Source organism: Arthrobacter sp. 24S4-2 (assembly GCF_005280255.1).
GTDB lineage: Bacteria > Actinomycetota > Actinomycetes > Actinomycetales > Micrococcaceae > Arthrobacter.
The window spans coordinates 2,176,402-2,195,970 of record NZ_CP040018.1; the positions used below are offsets into that span (position 1 = coordinate 2,176,402).

12 protein-coding genes and 1 pseudogene are annotated in these 19,569 nt (G+C 60.8%); 3 read left to right on the forward strand and 10 right to left on the reverse strand.

Translation table 11 applies throughout. The features are described 5' to 3' along the window. Positions 1–21 precede the first annotated feature (21 nt). The 5 genes from FCN77_RS09955 to FCN77_RS09975 form a co-directional block, all read right to left on the reverse strand. Entirely contained in the window at positions 22–4,749 is a 4,728-nt protein-coding gene (locus tag FCN77_RS09955; protein ID WP_137322147.1) for an NAD-glutamate dehydrogenase, read from the reverse strand. 174 nt (positions 4,750–4,923) lie between these two features. Then, positions 4,924–6,501, reverse strand: a complete 1,578-nt coding sequence (locus FCN77_RS09960; RefSeq protein WP_137322148.1) for an NAD(P)/FAD-dependent oxidoreductase — start codon at positions 6,499–6,501, stop codon at positions 4,924–4,926. Between the two features lie 16 nt (positions 6,502–6,517). Continuing rightward, complete coding sequence (locus tag FCN77_RS09965) at positions 6,518–8,266, reverse strand: flavin reductase (RefSeq protein ID WP_137322149.1); 1,749 nt, start codon at positions 8,264–8,266, stop codon at positions 6,518–6,520. Between the two features lie 59 nt (positions 8,267–8,325). After that, a complete protein-coding gene (locus tag FCN77_RS09970) occupies positions 8,326–9,564 on the reverse strand; it encodes a styrene monooxygenase/indole monooxygenase family protein (protein ID WP_137322150.1) in 1,239 nt (412 codons plus the stop codon). 22 nt (positions 9,565–9,586) lie between these two features. Further along, entirely contained in the window at positions 9,587–10,375 is a 789-nt protein-coding gene (locus FCN77_RS09975) for an SDR family oxidoreductase (protein ID WP_137322151.1), read from the reverse strand. A gap of 244 nt (positions 10,376–10,619) precedes the next feature. Between FCN77_RS09975 and FCN77_RS09980 the strand changes: the two genes are divergently transcribed. Next, the gene (locus tag FCN77_RS09980) at positions 10,620–11,522 is read left to right on the forward strand and encodes an AraC family transcriptional regulator (protein ID WP_254678918.1); all 903 of its coding nucleotides are present in this window, start codon (positions 10,620–10,622) and stop codon (positions 11,520–11,522) included. Between the two features lie 377 nt (positions 11,523–11,899). Next, positions 11,900–13,129, forward strand: coding sequence for an aromatic acid/H+ symport family MFS transporter (locus FCN77_RS09985; RefSeq protein ID WP_137322153.1), 1,230 nt, complete (start codon positions 11,900–11,902; stop codon positions 13,127–13,129). A 624-nt stretch (positions 13,130–13,753) separates the two neighbouring features. Here FCN77_RS09985 and FCN77_RS09990 read toward each other — a convergent pair. From FCN77_RS09990 to FCN77_RS10000, 3 genes are all read right to left on the reverse strand, one after another. Continuing rightward, complete coding sequence (locus FCN77_RS09990; RefSeq protein WP_175417200.1) at positions 13,754–14,551, reverse strand: AraC family transcriptional regulator; 798 nt, start codon at positions 14,549–14,551, stop codon at positions 13,754–13,756. 319 nt (positions 14,552–14,870) lie between these two features. After that, positions 14,871–15,971, reverse strand: coding sequence for an LLM class flavin-dependent oxidoreductase (locus FCN77_RS09995; protein ID WP_254678919.1), 1,101 nt, complete (start codon positions 15,969–15,971; stop codon positions 14,871–14,873). A 73-nt stretch (positions 15,972–16,044) separates the two neighbouring features. Then, the gene (locus FCN77_RS10000) at positions 16,045–16,560 is read right to left on the reverse strand and encodes a flavin reductase family protein (RefSeq protein ID WP_137322156.1); all 516 of its coding nucleotides are present in this window, start codon (positions 16,558–16,560) and stop codon (positions 16,045–16,047) included. 408 nt (positions 16,561–16,968) lie between these two features. On the opposite strand from FCN77_RS10000, the gene FCN77_RS10010 reads away from it, so the two are divergent. Further along, positions 16,969–17,262: a hypothetical protein gene (locus FCN77_RS10010; protein ID WP_137322157.1), complete on the forward strand. Its 294-nt coding sequence runs from the start codon at positions 16,969–16,971 to the stop codon at positions 17,260–17,262. Positions 17,263–18,021: 759 nt separating this feature from the next. Here FCN77_RS10010 and FCN77_RS26735 read toward each other — a convergent pair. After that, complete coding sequence (locus tag FCN77_RS26735) at positions 18,022–18,369, reverse strand: DUF4192 family protein (protein WP_368074325.1); 348 nt, start codon at positions 18,367–18,369, stop codon at positions 18,022–18,024. A gap of 187 nt (positions 18,370–18,556) precedes the next feature. Further along, positions 18,557–19,054: pseudogene (locus FCN77_RS26740) on the reverse strand (DUF4192 family protein); the annotation flags it as partial. Between the last annotated feature and the right edge of the window lie 515 nt (positions 19,055–19,569).

Consider the following 19,569-nt stretch of genomic DNA (forward strand, 5'->3'; position numbering starts at 1 on the left):
ATGATGCGGAAGTGAACGCCGCTACGACCCAGCTGCCTTTCTTAGGGTCCCCACATGCGTCGTCAGGGCTTCGAAGCTACCCGCCGGAGCAGACTCCAGCAAGCGTTGGGAGGCCAGCAGTCTGTCGTGGTGGCGTTCCTCCCAATCGGAAACCTGGGCGGCGACGGGCGCCAGTGAACCCCTCGCAAGCACGGCGACCGTGAGTTCCGGGACAACGGTGGACAGGTCCTCCCGCAATGACGCCCGGGCCATGGCTTGCCATTTAGTGGTGCTGGGTAGGCTGTCGATCCGGCTCAGCACCTCCTCTATCCGGAATCGATTATGCGCTGCAAAGTAGGTGGGGGCGACGACCTCCAGGGGTTTGGCCGTTACCTGCTGCACTCGGGCGATATCGAGCAGCGCGAGGGCCTCGTGGAGTTCGGCCCACGCCATGGCGATACTCTCGGGAATTCCCCATTCACGCGCTGCATCCAGCAGGGACAGGACACCCAGCTTGTCGCTGCCGACGAGGAGCTCCGCCAGTCGGCGCCGCAGGGTCTCCACGACCGGCCGGTAGAGCTGCACGCAGTCCGCTACCGGGAGGTGATGGTCGTGTTGGATGAACCAGCGCATGGCCATGTCCAGGACGCGCTGGATATCCAGGTGGATCCGGCTCCTCTTTTCGGCTGACAGTTCCGCGCCAAGACCGACGAGGCCGCTGGTCAGTTCACGAAGCCCGAACACCTCGTTGGCAATAACGAAGGCACGGGCCGCCGCGGCCTCGTCGCTGGAGGTTTCTTCCATGAGCCTGAAAACGGCTGTGATGCCGCCGATATTGACGGTTTCGTTGGCGACAACCGTGGCGATGATGTCGTCCCGCAGTGGATGCAGATTGAGTTGCGTACCAAACCTCGCTACGACCGGGTCAGGGAAATAGCGGCGCAGCACCGATTCGAAGTAAGGATCCCTGATGAGGGTGTGGGAGCGGATGGCGCCCGCCAGGATGTTCTTGGAGTATGCCGCCAGCACGGCCAGTTCGGGCGAGGTTAAACCTTTGCCCCGAGCCATCCGTTCCTCCAGTGTTTGTGCGTCCGGGAGGCCCTCCAGCTGCCGGTCCAGTTCGCCCTTGCCTTCGAGGAACTGCATCAGGCGCTCATAGCTGGGGACCGCCGCCGGAGGGCACCTGCGTTCGGTTAAGAGCAGCGCATTTTGGGCAGCGTTGTCCCTGAGGACCAGGTCAGCGACTTCAGCAGTGAGCCCGTCCAGGAACTGTGCCCTCTCCGCAGCGGGGAGCCGTCCGGCCCTGATCTCTTGAGCCAGCAGGATCTTGATGTTTACTTCATGGTCGGAGCAGTCCACGCCGGCTGAGTTGTCGATGGCGTCTGTGTTAATCAGCACCCCGTTGAGGGCTGCTTCGACCCTGGCTGCCTGGGTGACGCCAAGGTTTCCGCCCTCGACGACCACCCGGGCCCGTACCTCGTTGCCGTTGATGCGGAAGGCATCGTTGGCCCGGTCGCCGGCGTTCGCATGGCCCTCTCCGGCGGCCTTGATGTATGTTCCGATCCCGCCGTTATAGAGCAAATCAACGGGGGCCATCAAAATGGCCCGCAACAAGTCAGGCGGGCTGATGGACTCCACCGCCGGGTCGATACCGAGCGCTTCTGCCGCCGGGGGGCTGAGGGGAATGCGGCGGGCATCCCGCGGCCAGACACCCCCTCCGGGACTGATCAGCGAACGGTCATAGTCATCCCAGCTGGACCGCGGCAGACTAAAGAGCCGCTGGCGTTCGCCGAATGAGGCCGCGGCGTCTGGTTCCGGGTCCAGAAAGATGTGGCGATGGTCGAAGGCTGCGACTAATCGGATGTGGCGTGACAACAGCATGACGTTTCCGAAGACGTCGCCGCTCATGTCTCCAATGCCGGCCGCTGTGAAATCCGAAGCGTGCGGGTCGATGCCGGTTTCGCTGAAGTGACTTCTTACGGATTCCCAGGCACCCCGGGCGGTGATTCCCATCCGTTTGTGGTCATACCCCACCGAGCCGCCGGAGGCGAAGGCATCGCCGAGCCAGTAGTCGTAGCTTCCGGCCACGCCGTTCGCGATGTCGGAGAAGGCGGCGGTGCCCTTGTCAGCGGCTACGACAAGGTACGGGTCGTCGCCGTCATATCGCACCACGCGCGGCGGCGGAATGGTGAACTGGCCGCGTTCCTCAAAACGGATGTTGTCGGTGACGTCGAGGAGTCCCCGGATGAAGATTCGGTAGCACTCCTGGCCCTCTGCCAGAAGCAGTTCCCGGCCAGCCAGCCCTGCGGCCGCCTTGGAGTAGAAGCCGCCCTTGGCCCCGTCGGGGACGATGACGGCGTTCTTGACGGCCTGCGCCTTGACCAGCCCCAAGACTTCGGTCCGGAAATCTTCCTTTCGGTCGGACCAGCGGAGTCCGCCGCGGGCGGTCTTGCCGAAGCGAAGGTGAACCCCTTCGATCCGCGGGGAATACACCCACACTTCGTGCGTGGGACGGGGCTTGGGGAGCACTTCGATCCCGGACGGGTCGAACTTCGTGCTGATGTACTCCTTGTCCTGATAGAAGTTTGTCCGCACAGTGGCCCGGATCAGGGAGGCCAACGTCTCCAGAACAAAACCAGCGTCCAGTGTGGGCACGGCCGAAACGGCCTCCGAAACCGCGGCGTCGGCCTTTCGCACTCTCCGTTCGCGGTCGGCGCCATACAGATCCGGGTCGAATTTGGCAGAGAACAGCGTAACGAGTTCCCTTGTCACCAAAGGATGCGCCAGCAGCGTGGAAGCCATGAAATCGAAGGAATGGGACGTCCCGAGCTGACGCCAATACTTGGCATAGCTGCGGAGCAGTGACACTATCCGCCATGGGAAGCCCTGGCTAAGAACCAGGCGGTCGAGCAGGTCCGACTCGGCCAGACCGGTGAGAGCGGCGCTGAATGCATCCGGGACCAGAGCCAGAGCCTGGGGCCCGGAAGACTCCACTGGATAGCGAACCGAGAGATCGTACAGAAAGAATGTCCGGGACCCCGAATCAACAATTTCGTAGGGGCGCTCCTCAAGCACTTCCAGTCCGAGGTGCTCGAAGAAAGGAAGGATGTGGGTCAGGCTTTCCGGTTCGCGGAGGTACAGGCGCATCCGTCCGTGCCCCTCCGGGCGCCCCGGCTGCCGGGGGTCGACGTACAGCCGCGCGGCCGAGACAGGACCGTCGCCGTCGAGCTGTTCCAGCCTTGTGATGTCCGCCCGTGCGTCCTCAACGCTGTATTGGACCCGATACTCTGCAGGAAAAGATTCACCCCAGCGTTTGGATAGCGTTTCCGCTTCCGGCCCCCGAGAGATTTCCCGGAGTACGTCGAGGACTCCTTCGGGCCAGGACCGCACAGCCCGGCTGACACGCCGTTCAAGGTCTGCTTCAGCAACAGACGGGATTTCACCGGGGGGAAGCCAGACGGTAAAAAAGATTCGGGCCAGGGCCGACGACGTTACGCGCGCCTCGTGTTCGACGTCGACGGCGGCGAATGCCTGGCGCAGCTCGTCTTCCACCCGGATGCGCACGGACGTGTTGTAGCGGTCCCGAGGCAAATAGACGAGAGCCGTAACGAACCGCCCATAGCTGTCGGCCCGCAAGAATACGCGGGAGCGCCTGCGCTCTTGCATACGCATGATTTGCAAAGTCTTTTGGCACAGGTCGCCGACGCCGATCTGGAACAGTTCATCGCGTGGATAGGTCTCCAGGATGGATATGAGGTGCCTTCCGGAGTAGCTGGTCCTGGCCAAGCCGCTCTGCGCAATCACGGCCCGGATCTTGTCGGCGACAACCGGCATGTCATCAACGGGACCGTTGTAGACACTGGAGGTAAAGAGGCCCAGAAACCGGTGTTCACCGGTGACTTCGCCTGCGGCGTCGTACGTCTTGATCCCGATGTAGTCCAGATGGGCGTCCCGGTGGACAGTGGACTTCGAATTCGCCTTGGTCACGACGAAGGCAGGGGGTCGGCGGAGTGACTTCCTCGCAGTCTCTGTCAGCCGGCGCGGTCTGGCATCGCCGTGGCTGAGGATCCCCAGGCCGGTTCCCTCCACCGCCCTGAGATGATCTTCCGACGGTCCACGAATCAGCTCGTATTCCCTGTATCCGATGAAGACGAAGTGGTTGCTGGTGAGCCACCTCAGGAGACTGCGCGCTATTTCAATGCCGTGTCCTGCCCGTTCCGCAGGGACATCAGGCAAGGCTTCGGCGACGTCGACGGCCTTGCGTCGCATCTTCTGCCAGTCCGCCACGACCAGGCGGACATCGGAGATCACCCGACGGATTCCGTCCAGCAGAGCTTCAACATTCTCGGAGCGCAGCGAATCGCCAATCTCCACGGAGATCCAGGACTCAACCCGCGATTCCGCTTGCGGGGTGGCTGGATTGATTGCGGTGAGCCGGCCACTGGGATCCCGGACCACGGAAAAGGTCGGATGGACCACCAGAAGTATGCCCAGGCCCCGTCGCGTTACCTCAGCGAGCACGGAATCCACCATGAACGGCGCATCATCGGTGACCACACCGAGAACCGTACTGTCCTTGTCCGGAATCAGCCCGATCCAGGCTTCAGCACCAGGGGTGCGGGTGAGGCCCGAGCGGAAGTGTGCAGCAGCTCGGGATTCCAGCCGCCCGGTTTCGTAAGGTTCCCGGTCTTCTCTCGGCACCTCTTCGTAGTAGGCGGCAAGGAAATCCGCCGGCGGGACCGCCGTTCCCGAAAATTCAACCGTTGGCACGACAGGACCTAGGCGGCAGGAGCCGGGACGTCAGCTCATAGCCGGAGAGAATGACCCTAAGGACTAGTTGCATGATTACCTCAAGAGCATCATGGGTGCAGCTCAAGACAGTGCAGCAGCGCACTGTTCATACCTAGTATCGCAGTACGCAGCCGACAGCGCGGGGATAGTGGGTCAGATGAGCTTTTGCGCAATCATGTGGCCGGATCCTCCTGACAGTCCAGGACCCGGGTGGGTGGAGGCGCCGATATGCCATAGTCCCTTGATTGCCGTCCTATGGTTGGCGGCCTGGGGGAATGGACGCCAGAGGAGGTTCTGAAAGAGTTCAGCCGAACCGCCGTAGGGATCGCCTTTGACCGCATTCACATTCTCGCGGAGCAGGTCGGTGGGAGCCAGGATGTCCCAGGCCAGCACAGACGTCCGGGTGCCGGGCGCGAATCGTTCCAGCTTCTCCAGGATGCGTTCCATGAATTGCAATTTCAGATCCTCGGACCAGCCTGCCGCGACGGGCAGCAGGCCTGCGGCATCCCCGACAGGGGAAAAGGGGACCTCCTGCAGTTGAAGCCAGAGCGTCGCTTTGCCCTCCGGCGCTCTGGAAGAGTCCAGTACCGATTGCTGACCGACGACCACTGTTGGATCAGCCGGGAGGAGGCCCGCCTCTGCCTGAGCGCAGGCAACGCCTGTGCTGTCTGAACCGCTGCTCAGATGAACCAATGGGACGGAGTTCAGCCTCGAATCCAGCCATTCGACTGGTTTGTCCAGGGCAAGATGAATCTGCATGGCCCCGCGGCCGTTCTGGTACCGCTCAGCGGCGGATACCGCCTGAGGTGGTGCTTCATCGAGCAGATTTCCGTACAAAGCCTGCGGGGATACGTTGGCCAAGACAGTCCCGGCGTTCACTGTCCCTTGGGATGTCTGAAGGCCCACGACTCTTCCGGCGTTGACGAGGATCTTCTCCACGTCGGTATCCAGCATGATGCGCGCGCCGCTGTCCTTCAGCAGGGACTCGAACGCACTGACAATGTTCGAAGAGCCGCCTTTCACAACAGGAAGTCCGAAGGTGTGCATGCTCATGGCCATGACCGGCAGCATCACACCACCGGTGGCCTGGTCGGGGCCAAGGCCCGCGTGGAGCAGCCATGGGGACCAGAGCTGGTCGGTTTCCCACCCTCGAAATCGGCTCCGGAGGTAGTTGCGACCGCTCATTACCGAGTCGCGCAGGAAGGCCTCATTGCCTTTGATCTTCCCTCTTCGGAGGGCACTAAAGGCAATTCTAGCGACTTCCTTGAGCGAGCGGAGTTCTGCGCCGAATGCCCCGAAAATGGTGTCAGCATTCCGGCCCAAGTCCGCCAGCATCGCCTGGTAGGCCTCATTGTCACCGGGTGTTTTCAGCGTTGAAGCGGTGAGCTGCGGATCCCGGTAGGCAATGACCACCCGGTGTTCACCTGTACCGGGAGCCGCAGCCACGCTTGCCGTGACGGCGCTCTCCGAATTGCAGTACTCCAAGCCACGTGCATGGAGTTCCTGACCAAGCACTTTGTACGCTGCTCCGGAAACAAAGAGGGGATGCCAGGACGAGAACGTGTCATGAATGAAGCCCGGAAGGGTCCTTTCCGAGGAATGGATGAACCCGCCCAGACGGTCCCTGCGTTCGACGATGCATACCCGCTTGCCGGCCAGAGCGAGTTCAGCCGCCGCGACCAATGAGTTGATGCCGGAGCCGATTATTGCGATTTCTTCCGGTGCTTCCATGTCTTGGTCAGTCCTGTCAGAAGTCCGGGTGGCTGGCAGTCGCATGGTACTTGCCGCTGTGGAAGACCAGCGGCGCCCCTCCCGTGCCCTCGTACTTCTCAACCTCGCCGATATAGATCACGTGGTCTCCTGCGTCATGGCGTGCGACGGTCCTGCATTGGAACGTGGCAACGGCACCCTTCAGGACAGGGACACCAGCAATACCCTCTACTACTTCCGCCCCTGCGAACTTGTCCTCGGAGGGCGTCGCGAACTGCCGTGACAGCACGTGTTGGTCGCTGGCCAGGACATTGATAGCGAAATGGGTCGATTCCTCAAAATCGACCAGGCTGGGTGCCCTTTTGCTGGGGCACCAGAGGACCAGAGGCGGTTCCATGGAAACGGACGTGAAGGAATTTGCTGTCATGCCGACTTTCCGTCCGTCCGGTGCCCGGGTGGTGATGACGGTGACACCTGTTGCGAATTGTCCAAGTGCCGCTCTGAAATCCCGGATATCAAAGGCTGCAGAGTCTTCTTCCTTCTTGGCCTGTACGAATTCGGCGGCAGCGGCAGAGTCGAACCACCAGGGGAAGAACGTCCGCGGGTCATCGAAGCCGTTGACGACACTGGCGGCCAGAGCCGGGTGCTCCACTGCATCGCTGAAAATGGCCAGCTGGTGTTCCCGCCGGGGCTTGAGCATGTCGTTGGTCCAGGCCACGGCCCACTGTCCCCAGCCCCGCCAGAATTCGTCGAACGTTCGTTCCATCCACGCCTGGTCAAATGACTCGTTTCCCCTGCGGAGTATGGCGTCCAAGTAGTACCGGGCGGCCATGGTCGCGTTATTCGATCCTTGCCCGGTCAGCGGGTCATTCAGGACGACAGCGTCCCCAACGCCAAATACCAGGCCGCCATTGGCCAGCTGACCCACCGCGGACCGGACCGTCGGCGTGATACGGCCAAGGAGGGTGGCCCCCTCGTCCGTCAGACTGGCCCCCGCGAAGTTTTCGGATTCATGGGGAAAGTATTCACGGAGAATCTCAAGGGAACGCTCCAGCTGATCCTGCGGCGTGGTGACATCGGACCAGCAGTCCATCGGACCTCCCACGACGCCTTCAAAGACCATCATCTGACAGGGGCCGGACACCGTGAGGCCCGGGAAAGTGAAGAACTCTCCGACGCCTGGCACCATCGACATGCGGATGCCGTCAGCGCTGTCCTGAGACGCACCCGGGAGCTGATTCCCCGCGGTTACGTAATTCAGCGCGAGGACTCTCTGGGGCCGGTCAAACGGGGACTTTGATTTGTCCCGGGGAAAGACCTGGCCAAGCTCGCCTTTCCCTGTACTTACCACGACGAGCTCATAGTCGCGCGTAAGTTCCTCGAGCATCCGGGCCGAGACCTTCTCAATGCGGAAGTCCCCGCCCGCTGAGATAAACGTCTCAATCCAGGCGGCGCTCTTGATGCGCTGGTCGATGGAATGCGCGGGGGTGTCCAGCGATGCCTCCCACTCCATTGGAGCTTCGGGTGATTCCCCGGACACCCGCATGCTGATGCGGTTGATTGCGGGGACCGCGCCGCTCTCGTAGATACCGGTAAGCGCAGGGCTCAGCTGTTCCTCCGCCGCCAGGGCTGTGCCAAACATGCACTGGCTCGACATAACCTTGCCTGTGCGGATTTGTGCGGCCGAGCGGTCGGAGAAGAGTGTGATCGCGTAGCCCTCGCGCTGGAGCCCCAGAGCGAGCTGGGCGCCCGATTCACCGGCGCCGATGATTGCGATTTTACGCATTTCAAACTTCTTTCGTGACTATATAATGCCGTGAGCTGGACATAGCAGGGAGACTGCGGTTATGAAGCATTGGCGCTGACCAAGGCGAGATATGCGGCTGCCTTGTCCGGGTACATGAACCACTCCTGGAAGTCCGGCGGGTTGTTGAATCCGTTGGCAAAGCGGTGGGCGATCTCCGGGGACTGACCGGCTGCGCCCAGAACCTCGAGCATGTGCGGCTGCGGGGGAGCCAAGAGGGCGTTAGTCCATTGGGCAACGTGCTGGGCGTACTTCCAGTACCGTTCGAAAGTGGCCTGCATGAAGGCCGCGTCGAAGGCGTCGTCGCCCTGTTCGAGAATGCTCTGCAGGTATGAGGCTGCGCATTTGCTGGCGTTGTTGGATCCTTGGCCAGTGATCGGATCGTTTAGGACCACGACGTCGGCCAGCCCAAGAACGTTTCGGCCGCTGGGCAGAGTAGCAATGGGATGGCGGACCGTGGGAGGGAACCGGCCCTGGAGGAAGCCGTTTTTGTCAGTCATTTCCACGTCAGTTGCACGGGCGGCCTCCCACGGCAGGTACTTGTTGAGGATGTCCTTGGAGGTCTGCAAGTGCTCGTCCGCCGTGAGACCCTTCCAGCAGTCCATGGGACCGCCGGGGACGCCTTCGAAGACCATGATTTCGCAGGGCCCTGTCGTGGTCAGGGCGGGAAAGACGAAGTACTCGCCAACCCCCGGGATCACGTTGAAGGAAACAGCGGAAAATTCGGCCCTCGGTGCCAGCCCGTTCACGTACGTCAGTGCCAAGGCGCGCTGCGGTGCGTCATACGTGCTGCGCACGGCATCCCGGGTGAAGAGCTGGGCGATCTCGCCCTTGCCGGCGGCAACGATGACAAGGTCGGAATTCTGGGTGTACCGCTCAAGGTCTTCGATGCCGGCGTCTTCGAAGATCAGTTCGCCTCCCCGTGCGACAAACTCCTCCATGAACGTCGGAAATTTGACGCGTTGGTCTATTGACTGCGCAGGGTTGTCCAGGCGGGAAGCCCAGCTGATGGCCTTTTCGCCGGGCAGTTCCGGGTGGGGGACAGTGAAGGAGATTCCCTCGACCTGTGGAGCGTCGGACCAGAAATCCAGCCCCAGCTGCCTTTCGTGCTCAAGGGAGTCGTAGAACATGCACTGGCTGGAAGAGACTTTGCCGTCGTGAATTTCTTCGGCCGTGCGGTTGGATACTGTCGTCACTTGGTAGCCGGCGGCAAGGAGCCCGATTCCCAACTGCAGACCTGACTGGCCCGCTCCGACGATGGTGATGTGGCGCTGTGTCATGATTCTTTGCCTTGTCCTTAGGTTATTCGGCTGCGAGCAGGGGAATGGTTTCTTCGGCGCGTTCCGGGCCGAGCGCGGAGTAGCCGCCGTCCACGGCCCAGTCTGCGCCGGTGACGAAGCTGGCCCGGTCACTGGCGAGGAAGGCAACGACGTCGCCGACCTCCTCGGGCCGGCCAGCCCTCTTGAGGGCGTGGAACGGAGCAGCCACCGCGTCCGTCTTATCAAGATTTCCGTGGCTGAGCGTGTCCATGATGTTGCTCCAGATCCAGCCTGGGCTGACCGAATTCACCCGGATACCGTCGGCAGCAAAGTCGACAGCCATGCTCCGGGTTATCTGGACGAGGGCAGCCTTGCTGGCCGGGTAGAGCCAACGTCCGGTCTGGGCGATGGAGCTGGAGATCGAGGTGAAATTAACGATGGCACCGTGCTTGGACGCTTTGAGGTGTGGCCGGGCCGCCCTGCTTGCCATAACGGCGCTGACCAGGTTGACGTTGAGTGCCTGCAACCAGTCATCCCTGCCCGAGTTGGCACCATCGTCCGTGTAGGTACAAGCAAGATTAACCAGGATGTCCAGGCCACCGTGGTCGGTCACGGTTCCGTCGACGAGCCTGGACAGGGCGGCGTCATCAGTGATGTCGGTGTGCGTGAAGTGGATGCCATCACCGAGTGACTTCAGCTTCGCTACGCCGTCGGGGTCAATGTCCGCGACGATTACGGTCGCCCCGGCGTCACGCAGGGCGGCAACGACACCCTGTCCTATTTTGGTTACTCCGCCCGTGACGATGGCGGTTCTGCCGGCAAGTTCGGGCATGACCAAACCTTTCAACTTCGGGTCCGTACGGAACGTCCCTGTTGCGTATGTATGACGTGCGTCATACTTGTACTGATATTGAATGTAGCCAGCCGGCGCAGCCCTGTATAGCCGGTCCGCGCAGGGAACATCCAAAAAGCGAAAAACGGGCAACTGGAGGCGTCAAATGGACCGGATTCTCCCTCGTGATGTTCTCCGGGGAAGTCCCACGCAAGCCACATCGGACGTTGACAACGCCCACGCGATGATCGCTGAGCTGTTCTGTCGGCACAGACTCTTGCCCCAAGGCCCCGGACGTTCCCTGGACATGAAACTCCGGTCGTTGCACCGCGGCGATGTCGGCATCGAATTCCTTGACTACGGAACCGAAGTCCGGATAGATCCGGAGGGCCTGGATAATTTCATACTGGTCCAGGTGCCGCTGGCCGGCCGCGCAGTCATGCAAGTCGGCCCCAGTGTCGTCGAATCCAGCCCGAGGATCGCCACGATACCGCCAATGGAGCGCCCCTTTTCGATGGTCTGGGATCGCGGCACACCTCACCTGATCATCTATGCCAGCCGCCCCGCGCTTGCGGGAGTGGCCGAAAAACTCTACGGAGGCACTGCCTTGGAAAACGTTGATCTGGGGTATTCGTTGGACCTCGGCAGCTCTTCAGGCAGGGCCTTCCTAAGATCCGTGATCGAACTTCACGAGGACATGATTACGGGATCAACCGGGGCCCCTCCCTATATGCACCGGCTTCTTGTGGATAGCATGCTGTCCCGTCTGCTCGTCGCTACAGATAAGACTTCGGAAACAGACGGAGCCAGGGCAGCGGAGCCTGAACGCAGCCTGATCAGACGGTTCCGTGAACTCCTGGACCGTCATGCTTCCGAGGAGCTGGCCGTATCCGATATGGCCGAATCCCTCGGGGTGTCCATTCGAACCCTGCAAACAGCCTTACGTTCCGAGTTCGGGGCCACGCCCTCAGAGCTGTTGAGAAAGGCCCGGCTAAACCGTGCCAGAGAAATACTTCTTAAGGCAGAGCCCGGTGAAGACACCGTGATTGCCATAGCCGCACGCTGCGGCTTTGCACATCCAGGGCGTTTCTCCTCCTCATACCTGACCGCTTTCGGGGAACTGCCCTCGGAAACCCTCCGGCGGTAGCCGCCCGGAACGGGGAACGGCGCTGCACCGGCCTCGGCGTTCTGCATGCCGCCACAGTTCTGAAGCGGGCAGCCAGGGCAATCCCGGCCCCCTCCCTCAAACCTGTATCGCGGCGGACAAGTCCACTGGTACTTATGCCGTGTAGTCGCGCCAACTCTCCGGATTGCGGTTTCATGACGTCGGTCACAAATAGTTCATGGCGTCTTCTTTACTATCGCAACGGAAGTGTGACACTGTTGGGTGCACCGTGATCCCCATCACAGCCCCTTCCCGCATCCGGAACGAGAGGTATGCCCATGACGCAGTCATTGCCGACGGAATTACGCACCGCTGCCTTAACCGCATGGAAGGGGCGTCCTGTCCTCCTCCTCTGCTTTATGACTATTGTTTTTGATGGCTACGACCTTGTTGTCTTCGGATCCACGGTTCCGTCCATTCTCAAATACGAGGACTGGGGCCTCACCACGGCACAGGCGGGAATGATAGGCAGTCTGGCGCTCGTCGGGATGCTCATCGGAACGCTCTCGGTCGGGATCTTGACCGACCGGCTCGGACGTAGGCGGATCATGCTCACGAGCATCGCTTGGTTCTCCATCTGCATGCTGCTGACTGCCTTTGCCCCGTCCGCCGAGGTGTTCGGAGCTTTGCGATTTTTGACAGGCCTGGGGCTGGGTGGCGTAGTCCCGACCTGCATCGCTTTGACGGTCGAGTACGCCCGGAAGGAGCGGCGCCAAATCGCCAACGCCGTCATGTTCAGTGGATACTCAGTCGGCGGCGTGGGGGCGTCCCTGCTGGCAATCAACCTTCTGCAGCAGATCGATTTCCGCTGGATGTACGCAATTGGAGCCCTCCCGCTCGTTACACTGCTGCCGGCAGCATGGAAACTGATGCCAGAGTCCGTTGCCTACCTCGCCCGCAAAGGACGCCTCGATGAAGCAAAAGCCACCGCAACACGCTTCGGCCTGATCTACACGGACATTGTTTCCTCCGAAGACCTGCCGGCCGACCCAGCCGGCACCAACTCCAGCCTCAAGGCAATCTTCACCCGCAAATGGCTGGGCTCCACTATCCTTTTTGCACTGGCGAATTTTTGCGGACTGCTCCTGGTCTACGGCCTCAACACGTGGCTGCCGCAAATCATGCGGCAAGCCGGCTTCAACCTCGGCGACGCCTTGACGTTCCTTCTGGTACTCAACGCCGGAGCAATCGTTGGCTCCATCAGCGCCTCCGCACTGGCCGATCGGATAGGTATCAAACGTGTCGTCACCGGCTCATTTATCCTCGCGTTCGTGGCCATCCTGATGCTAAGCCTGCAGTTGCCCCTGGCCATCCTCCTGGTCATTGTTGCCTTCGCCGGGCTCGGCTCCGTTGGCACCCAGATCCTGGTCGGAGGCTACTGCGCCACCCACTACCCGCAGTCGCTTAGCGCCACGGCATTGAGCTGGTCCCTGGGAGTAGGCAGAATCGGCGCCATCTGTGGCCCGCTCATCGGCGGCTTCATCGCCAGTCTGGCATTCGGCTGGCAGGTGAACTTCTATATGTTCGCCGTGTTCGCCGTCATTGGCGCGATTGTCGTCTTCGCCGTGCCAAGACGCACAAAACCATAGAAGACGGCAGGCCGAGTTGCCGCCAAGGTAATTCTCCTGCCCAGCATTGCGCGGGCCAGTAGTGCCGGTATTCCTTATAACCCAAGGAACACCGGCACTACCTGTGCGGGCATGTTGCGTGGAACGAACTGTGCTCCCGAAGGGACCCTAAGGCAGACCCGGCCCCCTGGCAGAGCACTCGAAGCCCTCTCCCAGCTGAAGCCGCACCGGGGGACCAAGGATCCAAACTGGTTCAATTCGTCCCAGGATCTCCGGTGACGGAGCAGAACTCAGTTATGCCCAGAATGGAAGAAATCAAGCCCGGGGCCCGGGTATGCGGGATGCATCTGTCCCCATGGAGACGAAAGCGTTGATCACCGTGAACACTTCATGGTCTGGAGCAATGCACGTCGGTGAGCGTTTTCGCTCAATGGCTTTGTCATTCACCATCAGGCATGGTTCACTGCTGCTATTCGTGGCTTTGTTAACCGCGCGGTGGCCCATTTCTGTATGGCGCTAATTTGCGTTATTAGGCGCGATTAAAGCTGCAGGGAGCGGCCCGCTCGGCGGAGCTTCCACCGATTGTGTCTAGAAACAGGCCGCTGCCGACTGCGCAACGGACGTTCGTTCAGGTCCGTCTCCCAGTTAATTTGTAATGGCGGTCTTCGTTAGACCGCGTAGTCTTTGGACGGTCGCAGAGGGTGATTCCTGATATTTCTCGGTGTAGTAGGCGGAAAATCTGCCAAGGTGTGAGAACCCGGCATCGGTGGCGGCTCCCGCCACGGTAATTCTCATTGATGGGCCCAGAGTCTCCAGTTTCTGCCGCGCCCTTGCCAGTCTCATGTCGCGCAGAACCTGGGCGGGGCTCAGTCCAATATGGTCTTTAAAGGCCGAATGCAGCTGCCTCGTACTGATGCCGACGGCGGAAGCTACGTCGTCGATTCTGATATTTCCACTGAGGTTCTGCTCAAAGTAGCGGCACGCCAGCTCCACGTACGCCGGAATACCTTTGCTCGGCAGCGGGGCGAAGGACGGCTCCAGAAAAGGAGCCAGGCCCGCTGACATCGTGGCTAACAGAACGTTCTCGAGCCATTGCGTCGACTCTGGCGGGAGGCCCTGGTCCAGTTGACGGCAGGCGTCCAGCCAGGTGTGCGTCACCATAAGTGGACTGCTGAGCTGGAGCGGAACGTCGCTGGAGAGGGATATGGGCTTGACCAGAACCCGGTTGAGCGTTGCTGCCAGATAGCCTTCAAGTACTTCAGCGTCCACTCCGCCGACCACTGCTCCGTGAACCGGGTCCGGGACCATCTTGGTCTGATGGTGTGAGCTCAGTGCGAACGGGGTGCTGGCCACCCACTGGTTACCGCAGGACTCCACGAGCATGGGGCCCTGCGGAATGACCAGTAGTGCCCTGCGGCCCGAGGGCGGACTTACAATTGTCACGCCGGTGCCGTAAGCCACGAAGACCAAGCTGACGGCACCGACATGGAGCCCGTTGACCGTTCCGTCGATGTTTCTTCCCGCGTGAGGGACTAGCAAGTGCTCCTCAGCGGTCAGGCTGTTGACGGAATCCCGGACGACGACCGCAGAGGTGCTTCGCGTCAGTGGATGTCCCGCGAGGGGGTGCCCCGGAGGCTCAGACGAAGGAACAGCTGTGCCGCTGGTAGAGCGCATGCAGAGTCCTCTCTCAAGCCTTAGACTTACATTTTAGTTCCGGCCGCCGGCAATGTATAGAAATATTTTGACGATAGCGAGACTATCTCTATACACTTGCGAGCGATGGCTGCCGTACGCCCAGCCGCACCAGCCGTGGAAGTACTTCCTGTGCGAAGTACTCAAGCTCGCCCGCGTAGTCTACGAAAGCCAAAGTCATGCCATCGAAACCCGCTTTGGCAAACCTGGCAATTTCCGCAGCGACATCGTCCGGGGTCCCGATCAGTGGGCAGGAGCCGTGACCGGCTGCAAACCGGGATCGCATCGTGGTCAGCATTTCCTTGGTGAAGGACTCCGCGTGGAGTCCCTGCAGATTCATGAGGTAGTCAACGGCACCCCAGTCGGCGTTTTCCTCGGCGTAGTACTGCAGGTAATCCGTAGCTTCCTGGCGGCTGGGCCGGCAAACCACGTGGCTCAGCGTCAGCACGCCGACGTCCCGCTGGTGTTGCTCCATAGCCTGGCTCTTCACAGTGCGAACAACAGCCTCCCCGTCTTCCGGGCCGCCCACGATGGTGAACACGAAGTCCGAATTCCGGCCGGCGAAGTTCCGTCCCTGCGCAGACGACCCGGCATTCAGGATCGGTACCCTCCCGCCCAAAGGCTTAGGCAAGGATTCAACATGCTTGAGTGAGAAGAACTTGCCGTCAAAGTCAAAGATTTCGTCGCGCTCCCACGCTTGACGCACCACGTCCCACCACTCCTGGGCGAAGCCGTAGCGGTCATCGTGGGCGTCAGCCATATCCACGCCCATTGTTTCGTATTCCGGCTGATTCCAACCTGCCACGATGTTCAAGCCGGCACGGCCGCCACCGATCGCGTCCAGGGTGGCAATCTGCTTCGCAGTCACCAATGGGTGGTTGAACGCCGTGTGAACGGTTGAAAAAACGGATATCCGCTCCGTGGATGCCAGCAGCGCAGCAGCCCACGGAATGGGTTCAAGCACAGAACCGTGAAAGTTCGTGTCCCCCTTGTACCCGATCCACCGTGCGATGGGCAGCAGAAAGTCGATTCCCGCCTTGTCGGCGATGCGGGCCATTCTGAGATTCTCTTCCCAGGTGGCTCCCCATCGTTCTTTGATCTTGGTCACGGCCAAACCGCCGGAGCAGTTTGCCGAGAATAGCCCCAGCTTGAAGTGGTCTTTTCTGTTCATGGGATGCATGGTGTCTCTTTCTGGTCCTTGGGAAATGCTTTTGCGAAATGAACGAATCAACGAAGACTCAGAGTTAGGGCTTGCGGAGCTGCTGGGACAGCAGGGGATTGAACGAATCCGGCTGGATTATCTGGTCAACCCGGCCCACCAGGATGATGTGGTCTCCACCCTCATAGCGGGTCCACAGCCGGCAGTCCAGCCGGACAGCCACATCCGGCAATGCCGGGGCGCCGGTAGAGCCCACTTGTGTCCTCAGGCCTTCAAACTTAGCCGCGCCTCGCTGCGCGAACCGGGGAACGTAGTGCGCGTCGTCCTGATCCAGGACATGGATGGAGAAATTGTCTGTCTCCATCCAGATGTCAAGACTCGTAGATGCCTTGTCCACGCACCAGGAGACCAGTGCCGGATTCAGGGAGACCGAGGCGAAACTGTTCATTACCAGTCCGGCCCGCCCCCCAGCTGTAGCAGTAGTCACGACACAGATACCGGTTGCCCAGTGCCTCATGACTGATCTGAGTTCGGTTGCCGCCACCTCGGACTCCTGCACATTTGCAAGGGTCGTCCGCCTTACCATGCTGTCAACCAACATGAAGTACACCTCCAGTCACTGTTTACTAACGTTCTTCAATTCTGGAGATGGCGGCAGGATCGGACTATCCGTTATGCGCTAACCTTTGGCCGTTTTGCGTGATGCAAATCACTCTTCCAGTGGCAGGGGTGACTTAACGTGGACAACGCACGGCGTGGACGCTGATGGTTCTGATGCTTTGGGTCAATGGGTGCCGGCATAACTTCAGCACTGATGCGGCGTTTGATCTCGTCGTGGGGGCAGGCGCCGGCGATGTCTGACTTGAAGTCAGGGCTGGGCTGATTGCCACGCACCTCGTTAGACGATAGCCGCCGGGTTCGTGGGCTTGCCGGTTGGGCGGTTTCCTCACCAGTCATGTGAGTCTGTGCCGGTCGGGTCATGGGATGGCGGAAGGAGGTGGCGGCCACCATGAAGATCCGTGAAGCTGGCCAGGAGGCTGGACGAGCGTCCGGCTCTTTTGTGGCGTCCCGCCGTTCACTGATTTTGAAACCGCAGATCTTATTCGAGCTGAGCAACATCTGTCAGGACAAAGAAGAACCGCATCCCTTCGTAAGGGGCGCGGTCTTTGGTCTGAAAGCTTTGAACCGGCGAAATTGGCGTGTGGACAATGTCCACACTTTGGGCATCGGACCGGGTCGTATGTCGGCCGGATCGGGCCGGATTCCGCATGTTTCCGCGGGAGCCCAGTATTTACAAGGGTAGGAGTCTGGTTCGAGTCCCACCTCGGGCACAGTGTTTTCCCTCGTCAGGGGATTTTTTGCGTTAATGTGTGGACATCGTCCCACTGCGGGTCCTGACACTGGCCGCGGACTGTCCCTGGCGCCGCGATGACCTATTCGGTTATGTGGGAGGCGGGTTCAGGTTCTTGGCTCGTGGGCCCTCCGCCTGCTGGGATCTGGGGTCCTTCGGACCTCCTCTCGAGATCGCTGTGGTGGCCAGTTGGTCTATCACCTATTCATGGGCTGGGGTTGTACTGACGGCATGACTAGGACGAGTTTTCGTCGAGATATTTCTTCGTTGTTCGAGTCTGTTGGGCGCCTCGGTGACCGCTGCGGCATGCGTTTGTCCGGCCAAAGGCGTGTGGACAGTGTCCACAACATCTATCAGTGATTCGCTGGCCCATCGGAGGGCCCCCAGTTTGGCTGATTTCCGCTGACATAACTTCATGCACTTTGGCCTCAGTAACGACATGATTACCACGAAATGCACCGGCGTGCCACGCAATTCGCAAATCTAAGGCTGCTGATCGATGGACCCGATGTCGACCGGAAGCGGTGCGTTGGCCAAGGTCGGGTCCAATATGCTGCATCGGCTGGTTTCAGGGCTGCGTTGCTGACCTATCCCTCCGTGCACAACACGCAGGAGTGGAATTTTCGACCCGGACGGCTGGGACGCGGCGGCGTTCGACTGGCTCCGAAAGGACCCGTCGTCGTCTGCCGCCGTGTCCCCGTGACTGCGGGCTTATGACGCTTCGAGGCCCCAGGGCCGGAAGGCCCGGTCTTTGTCCATGTTCCAGCCGGCGACCATTCCGGAGCCGATCATTTGGTCGCTGAGCCTGGCCAGGCGGTAGGCGGGGTCGGCTTCGAGTGCGAGTTCCAGGAATTGGTGGGCTTTGCTGCCTCGGCCTTCCCACCAGTTGACGTAGGCGATTGCGGTGAGGATGGGCGCGGAGTGTTGGGTGCTGCTGTGCGTGTAGGCGCGGAGCAGCAGTTGCTGTGCCCATTCGACGCGGGACCATTGAGGGGTGCCGTGTGTTTGGGCGAGGAGGACACGGTCCATCGGTTCGTCGATTCCTGGGATATCGGCCATGAGCTGGTCCCTGATCGCGGGGGCCTGGAAGTTGGCGATCAGATTGATGGTCTGATCGTCGTTCGGGTAAGGAGATCGTCTCCAGCATGCTTTCCCAGAGCGTCCGGGCTTGTTCGAGCGCCTCGCCCGCGTTCATCGTGTGTATTGCTTTCACCCGGTTTTCGACGGCGTCCGCGGTGCGGCCTTCTTTGGTTGAGGCCGGCAGGGTGATGCGGTTGCTGGGTTCGATGGTGCTGCCGCGGTAGATGAATTCGGCGTTGATCTGGCTGGACTGGGTCGCAGTCAGTGGCAGTGTTAGTCCGTTCTGGGGTTCGCCGTCGTACGGGGAGACGGTGTTGTCTCCGACGAGGAGCCCGTCGCGGATGGTCATGCCGCGTTCGGCCAGCGCACAGGTCAGTGCTGCGATGGTTGCGGCGTGCGGTTTGGGTTGCCCGGGTTTTTGGGGTTCGGAGGTGTAGACGGCGAAGAGCACGCTGGCGGCGCTGGTGTCGTGGGCGAGGTAGTCGGCGACTGTGCGGGCGTATCTGAGTCCGCCCTCCCGGTGGGGGAGGTCGACTCTGAGTGTTGCTCCGACGCGGTTGGCGTCCAGGGTGATGCATACGAGACTTTCGTGCGGCCAGAACCCGAGCGTGTGTCCGACGAAACTGAGGACGTCGGCTGGGGTTTTGATGGTGAGTGGTTCCATGTTCCTTCTCCTTCAGCGGCTGGCGGGCACCGGGTGTGTCTGTCAGAGTTGTGCGTCGTTCTGATACACGGAGTCACCGCTGGGTTTGAGGGTCCGGAGTGCAACTTTGGGAACCGGGGAGCGATTCAACGTTTCGCGAGGAAATAAGCGACGGAGGAGCGCCGAAGCGAAACGTTGAATCGAGCCCGGCGCGTAGCGCCCTGGTTGCGTGGAGGACCCGCCCAGCGAGGATGGGGATCAGAATGACAAACAGCGAAGTTGCTTCTGGTGCTTCATGGACGCGGGGGAGCGGGGCGACATGACGCCACTTGGTCTCGACGTCCGCGGCAAGCACCTTGCGATGCTACCGAGGAGTTTTTGGTTCCGGCTCTGGCTGGTCGACGCCTTCCAGAGCGGGTTTGAGGAGACCGAACAGTGTGTGGCGGACATGATCAAGGGCGCTGGAAACCAGGAAGTCTGCGTCCTCTGCTCTGTAACGCGGACCGGGGGCCTTTATTCTCCAAGTTAGATGAGGC